General features: G+C 35.3%; 5 protein-coding genes. 2 read left to right on the top strand and 3 right to left on the bottom strand.

Annotated features, from left to right (window positions below):
• On the bottom strand, positions 1–408 hold a 408-nt coding region (locus H8B04_RS17570), incomplete at its 3' end, for a transposase (RefSeq protein ID WP_449449431.1).
• Positions 409–614: 206 nt separating this feature from the next.
• Here H8B04_RS17570 and H8B04_RS14820 point away from each other — a divergent pair.
• On the top strand, positions 615–2,108 hold the full coding sequence (locus H8B04_RS14820) for a CotH kinase family protein (RefSeq protein ID WP_190302842.1): 1,494 nt from the start codon (positions 615–617) through the stop codon (positions 2,106–2,108).
• 67 nt (positions 2,109–2,175) lie between these two features.
• Here the strand turns inward: H8B04_RS14820 and H8B04_RS14815 are convergent, their stop codons facing one another.
• Both H8B04_RS14815 and H8B04_RS14810 read right to left on the bottom strand, forming a co-directional pair.
• Positions 2,176–3,588 (bottom strand): hypothetical protein, encoded by a 1,413-nt coding sequence (locus tag H8B04_RS14815; protein WP_165291931.1) that lies wholly within the window; start codon positions 3,586–3,588, stop codon positions 2,176–2,178.
• 7 nt (positions 3,589–3,595) lie between these two features.
• The gene (locus H8B04_RS14810) at positions 3,596–6,073 is read right to left on the bottom strand and encodes a TonB-dependent receptor (protein WP_190302841.1); all 2,478 of its coding nucleotides are present in this window, start codon (positions 6,071–6,073) and stop codon (positions 3,596–3,598) included.
• A 91-nt stretch (positions 6,074–6,164) separates the two neighbouring features.
• On the opposite strand from H8B04_RS14810, the gene H8B04_RS14805 reads away from it, so the two are divergent.
• Complete coding sequence (locus H8B04_RS14805) at positions 6,165–7,121, top strand: AraC family transcriptional regulator (protein ID WP_190302840.1); 957 nt, start codon at positions 6,165–6,167, stop codon at positions 7,119–7,121.
• Positions 7,122–7,158: the final 37 nt, after the last annotated feature.

Raw genomic sequence — 7,158 nt, 5'->3', positions numbered from 1 at the left:
AGTTCCTTTGAAGACCTTATTGGCTTTTATACGTTTGTTTTTGCAAACCCTTATTGGCGTAGAGTCCACAAATGATATTCCCGTACAAGAACCCGAACAACAGGTTTTCAGAAACATAGTTAAGGGCATAATCACAGTCTGGCTAAGTTCTACAAAACGATTGTAAGAAACTGTCTTAGGGAAATCTTTGTTCATGTGGCGCTGTACATAAAATATGTAATAATGCTTGAAACATTTAAAGCCACTAATCTGAAATAATAGTAGGATACTAATGATCTCACTATTTGACATGGTTGCTGGTCGTCTTGCAGCCTTCCCAATGATGAAGTTTTTAGTGTTTTTTTCAAAGTTCTTGCAAAACTCATCAACTATGCAGAAAATATCGGTAACTTTATCGTATGTAATCATGGTCTGGTGTATTGTTAAATATTTGAATTTCAGATACTTAAATACAAACATTTACCACCATGATTGCAATTTTAAATAGAATTAATAATCGAATTCAGGTTTATAATTAAGTGTAGTAAATTTTTTAACGCCTACTATATTGAAAAAATGTTAATCCAATTTCATCATAAAGTGTTATCTTACAGCTTCTTTTATTTACTAAATTTATGAGCATCTACAAGAATTCATGGGTGTATTTTATATGTCTTTTTATTACATTTTCATCCTGTTCTAAACCTCCAACCGATACAGATACTGTTGATGAAGAAGAAATAATTGAAATTTCTGAATTTTATTTTTCAGCAGATAAAAATCCTTCTTTGTCTGCAGACCTTATTCTTACTTTGCAAAACGATCTTTATTCAGGTAATGTTAAGAAATTATTTGCCAAAAATTTGATTCCAACCTTTAAAAGCAATGCTCAAAAGGTTTTGGTAGATGGAATAGAGCAGGTAAGTGGCGTAACTGTACGGGATTTTTCTCAACCTGTTAAATATAGCTTTGTAGGCGCGAAGGGTACTAAAAAGGAAATTACGGTACAGCTTACTTTAACAAATAATATCACAATACCACATATGTATGTGGAAATAGATAATCAGGAAGAAGTCGTGGAAAAGGAGAAATACCTGAATGGTACTGTTTCGATTTTGGGCAAAGACCTGTATTCTGATTTTTATGCTCCAACTGAAATTCGAGGACGAGGAAATTCGACTTGGCAACAACCAAAGAAACCTTACCGGTTACGTTTGAAGACGAAAGCATCTGTACTAGGATTGCCAGAGGCGAGAAACTGGGTGTTATTGGCCAATTTCTTAGATCCGAGTTTGATGTGTAACGCCGTCGCTATGCGTATTGGTCGTGATTTGAAAGTGCCTTTTACCAACGATATCATTCCGGTGGACTTGACAATAAATGGCAATTATAAAGGTAGTTATGTATTGACCCAACATTTGGAGGTGGCCGACAATAGAATCAATGTGACGAAGGAGGGATACTTGTTTGAATTAGATACCTATTATGATGAGGAATTTAAATTTAGAAGTACCAACTATAACCTTCCGGTGATGATTAAGTCTCCTGATCTGAAAGAACAGAGCGAAGTCGCACCAATTAAAGCCGATTTTGAAAAGTTAGAAAACTTGATTTCTTCTTCCAATTTTCCAGATAATGGTTACCGTGATAAATTAGATATAAATGTTTTTGCTAAGTATTTATTGGTGTATATTTTGACAGGTAATGAAGAGTTAAACCATCCTAAAAGTACTTATATCCACAAAGTTCCCAATGGTAAATATAGTTTCGGACCAATTTGGGATTTTGATTGGGCGTATGGTTTTGAAGGGGCTGGAAACCATTTCACAAATCCTGGACGCGCATTTTTTTGGTCAAACAACAATATTGGATCACGCTTTTTCCAACGATTATTGGAGGATACTGAAGTAAAAAAAGCCTTTAAAACACATTGGCAGAATTATAAAACAAATCATTTTGCGCAATTAATGACCTTCATAGATGAATATGCAGAGATGATTAATGAATCCAAAGCAAAAGACGAGCAAATTTGGAAAAAAGGGAAGGACTTTGCTCAAGAAGTAGGCAGACTAAAAGCTTATTTGAACGCCAGAAGTAGCTATATTGATAATATGGTCACTAGTTACTAGTAATAGGGAGATATAACAATAAAACCTCGACAAATAGTCGAGGTTTTATTGTTAGGGTTATGCTTAATTAATAAGCACCTAAGTAAAAGCTACCTGATTGGTTTTTCAATTTTGCACCTTTGGTAATAGCTTTTGTTTTGTAGTTGATTATATAAAGGTTACCATCTAAGCCATTTGGAGTCAATGGTACATAAAAATTGTCGCCGTATACACCAATGTTTTGGAACTGTCCAAACGTGCCCACCATAGCAGTTACACCAGTGCTTGTATTGGCAGATCGTCCACTAAATCCAATATTTGACTCTTGCTCAGTAGTCAATTTACTAGCTGTTTTAGCTTTCAAATCGACTAGCGCTAAATAACCTCCGTCTGTGCCAGTAATTGTATATAATACTAAGCCAACATCGTCTTTGATTAGTCTCCAAGCTCGGATTGCAATATTATCAGAAGAACCTAAGGCGGTCTTTAAATCAAAATTATAAGAATCATCATAGGTATTTGTGCTTGCTGAAATTTTCAATATTTGAGAACCTCCAGTTGCAGTTGCTTGGTAAATATCACCATTAGACCCTATCCATTGCGTCATCGTACGATACGAGTGATTGTTAGTTTTACTTACTCCAGAATATATTAACTTTGGATTGGCTAGGCTCGGGTAATCAACAACCAAAGTAGCTGTACCTAATTCTCTACCGGGGTTAGTTGTTGCCCAAGTTTGAACACCATTATTATTAACGGTAGATTTTTTAGTTATGTCAACCTTCGTTAAGTTACAACCAATAAAAACTTTGTTCTTAGCAGCATTTAAGATTGGTACGTCAATACGTCCAATTTGATAGCCCGCTTTAGTTTGAGCTTCAGTAAACGGAATAGTAAATTCTGTCTGACGTAAGATTGTCGGATTATCTAAGTCTAATGCCAAAATTTTTGCTGTACTTTTCACATCTACGAAGTCAGCGCCAGCACCTTCTGCAGTTCCTTGTACCTTTGCGGAAGCATATACACCAACACCGATGCCGTTCGCAGCAATTACCCAACGCGGAGCATTACCTAAAATAGGTTCAGTGTTTACCTCTTCGCGGGTATCAATAAAGTTTTTACCACCTTGTACGTGGTACTTGTTGAAGATACCACCATCATCACCAGTATACTGAATATTATATAAAAAGTTTCCATTTGGAGAACCTTGTACGCGTGCAGTACGTTGAGAGCGCAATGTATAACCATTTGCGAACACATTTGCTTCAAAATTTGGATTTTCGGCATCAGCTAGTGAGATCGCTAAAGCTCTTGTTCCACCATTACCTGCTTCACCTTCGGCATCAGGGAATGCGCCTGTTAGTGTAATAAATTGTCTTGTGCCAAGATCTGGTCCAGTCAAAAAATTAGGTCCTTCGTCATTTGTTTTCTCACAGCTTGATAATGTTCCTATAGCTATTGCGCTACTGAAAACTAGTGTTCTGAATATATTATTTCTCATATTTATATTATTTAAAATTATTTATAGTATAGTTTAATTTTACGTAAAAGGCTCTTCCTGGTTTTTGAACGCCAAAGTTGTCGTATACTTCAGAGTTAAAAATGTTTTTGCTATCCAAACTGATGACAATATTTGATTTTGGTACCCTGTAATTTATTCCGATATCATGTGTAAACTGTGTAGGTGTCGTAAACCAATCTGAATCGTACCAAATGGTTTTAAAAGGGGCCACATAACCCATGTTGTAGTACACATTTACAACGGACTTTTTTTGTATTAGATTGTTAATGCGGTACTGTACGTTCGCATTCATTGTGAAAAATGGCTCATTGGGAACTTGTAAATTATAAAGCGCATGTGGATTACCCCAGTCATCATTTTTTACTTTAAATAGGGAATTGAACTTCGATATGTTAAAAACGGCATTTAACTTATTATTGTATATATAATTTAGTTCTGCCTCAAATCCTATTGCCTGCGTTTTCTCTAAATTCACGAATTGGGTAACTTGAATATCTTCAATTTGATTTTCACGACCTGGTAACACTTCCTCTGTTCTTGTTTGTTGGATTATTTTGTCATATCCATTTCTCCAAAAGAAGTTGCCATAGATGGATAATTTGTGTTTATTCCAGTGAGATATAGTATATCTAGTTCCTAAGTTGTAATTTATTGCTAACTCAGGTAAGATATTTTCATTGGGCAATAAGTTTTCTTCTGGAGCTCCATATATGTGACGTTCTGTAGGCATGATAAATGATTTTTCGGCAGATACTATTAAATAAGCATTTTTAAATGCTTCATATGAAGCTGTTCCGCCAAAACCGCTATTATCACGTGTCGTCTTTTTATTTGTGTAAATCATTTCGCCATTCGTCTCGCTTACTGGAATGTTTTGAACCGTATTATAGATGCCATATTTTCCAAAGAAATTAGTTCTTAATCTTCCGTTGAATGTTTCAGCTTCATAGTTTACACCGAAAATATGGTTGTTTACATCGCTTTGGGTAATCCATTTACTTCGTTCTGGTATTAATAAATCCTTATCATCTCTGGTCGTGGATTCGTATTTGTGGTTAAGTGAAACACGATGTCCTGAAAATAGGCTATAAGCAAGATTCGATCGTATGTTGGTGATTGTACGGTCAATATCTGAAATTACAGCTTCGCCTTGTTGTCCTCGACCTAGTTCATGTGGATATGGAAGTACTTCGCCCTGACTGTTAGGGGGAGCAAGCATCAATTCTAATTCATAAGAATCACTCCCTTCACGTGCCCAATTATACTTTTGGCTAACGGTATCTTGTAGGTAGGTATTCCGATAGCTTCTTGCAGCATTTACATTCAATGATAAACCATCAACGAATAGATTCCTTTTATTATAGTTTAAATTCAGTACGTGCGCTTGATATTCGTTAAAGCGTCCTTTGTAAGCACGTGTCATAGTCAGTCCATGAGGTATATCTTTGTAAGAGTCCGAAATATTGTAACCAACAAAAAATTGATCTGCCCATTTGACATCCGTAAATCCAAATTCAAAGCGTCCACCTATTGTTTCAAATTTGTCATTTGGTCTACGTGTTTTATTGTATCTGATGGTATTACCCCCTGAAGTGGTGTATTTAGAAAATTTACCCCACATTTCATAATTATTGTCTGAATGACTGTAAAATCCAGATAACCGTGTTGTAAATCCAGATTTTTGATTACGATACATCCCTGATATATCAGCACGATAGGTGTTGAAGGAGCCATACGAAACCGCAGCGGTAATGTTGTTGGCAGAAGCGTCTTTTTTCATCACCACATTTATTGCTCCTCCGATATAATTACCCGATAGATGTGATGGCAACACACCTTTGTATACTTCAAGACGCTCAATCATCGCTGGAGGAATATTGTTAAGATTGAATGAAGAACCATAGGTTGAAATCTCCAACCCATCTAAAAATATACCTATTGTGCTACCGGACATACCATTTAAATTGTAATCAATCGGAGATCCTTCACCACCATTTTGACGAACACGCACACCTACAGCACGGTCCAATAATTCGTTTGTCGTTAAATTTCTTAATGAAGCTTCTTTTGTTTCGATAACAGCGACTGCAAAACCAGATGTTTCAATTTCTTTTTTGGCGGTTTTGCGTTCGATGCGAACTTCGTCGATTGAAAATCCTCCTTTTTCGTCGATATGAATATGTAGATCGGGATAATTTTTATTGACATTTAGCTGTAATACTTTGCTTTCTATCTCTAATGAAGAGATTAATAAGGTATATTTTCCGACAGGGACATTTTTGAATTCATAAAGACCGTTTTCGTCTGTAATTGCAGTAAAGTTTGTTCCCTCTAATTTTATAGTTACATGTGACACAACTTCACCATTTTCTTTATGCACTTTGCCTTTTACAGAAAAAGATTGTTGCGCAAATGCGGTTATATTAATTAAAGTAAAAACGATTAACAGATAAAAGATTTTCATTTATTCGGATTAATATATTAATTTTGATATTCTTTAGAACCAGTCTAAATAAATATTACGCTGCAAATCTAGAATTATTCTAAATACTAAAATGACGGAATCGGGAAAAAATGCTTCACAATCAGAAATAGTCGATCCATTAAATGGACTTGAGTTGGAGATTTCATTGAATTCTTTTCAGATTGAGTTACATTATGTCATTTTTGATGGATTATCCTCTTCGATAATTGCCAGTCCTGTAAATGGTTTTTTGAATATATTATTTCCTTCAAGTTCCTCTCCATGCATTTCTCCATATTTTGTTAAGGACAATTCGTATGTCATTAGGGGAGGAGAAAATATACTTCACCCTATACAAATGGGGGATTCGGTGGAGTGGAAAAATATGTACGGCAATAATGTGGCGATTGCTCTTTTTGTTCCGAAAGATCTGTTAAGAGATTTTCAGCAAAAGTTCGAAGCTGAAAAGCATAGATTTGAGAATGGACTTTTAACAAAAAGCGATAATCGAATTGCTTTGGCTATCAATCAAATTTTGGATTTGGCAAAAAGGAAGCATCAATTGAATAACCTACGAATACAAGCATTATTGATTGAGGCTTTGGTGCATCAAATAGAAGGTCTGTATGCGGAGAATGATAAGCGTGAGTTAATCTTAAATAAAAATCATTACGATAAAATAATTCAGGTCAAATCTATTATCGATAAGGATTTGTCAAAAAATCATACCATTCCGGAGTTAGCTCGATTGGTCGGAACGAATGAACAGTATTTGAAAAAATATTTTAAGCAACATTTTGGGAAGACCGTCATGAATTACATTACTGAGCGTAAGATGGAACACGCCAAGGAATTAATTATGACAGGAGAGTATAGAGTCGTGGATGTGGCGCGAATGACAGGATATAAGCATTCTACGCACTTTACCACAGCTTTCAAAAAATATTTTGGATTTATTCCAAATTCACTTCGTTATTCTTTTCTTGTTGCACAAGAAGGAGTACAACATGTCATATCAGAAATAGAGGGTTTTATAGGAATGTTATAAAGCAAGAAACTATTAAACGAACAAAGCCTTTCATTTT

Source organism: Sphingobacterium litopenaei, from assembly GCF_014692495.1.
Lineage (GTDB): Bacteria > Bacteroidota > Bacteroidia > Sphingobacteriales > Sphingobacteriaceae > Sphingobacterium > Sphingobacterium litopenaei.
This window is presented reverse-complemented; position numbering and strand designations above follow the sequence as displayed.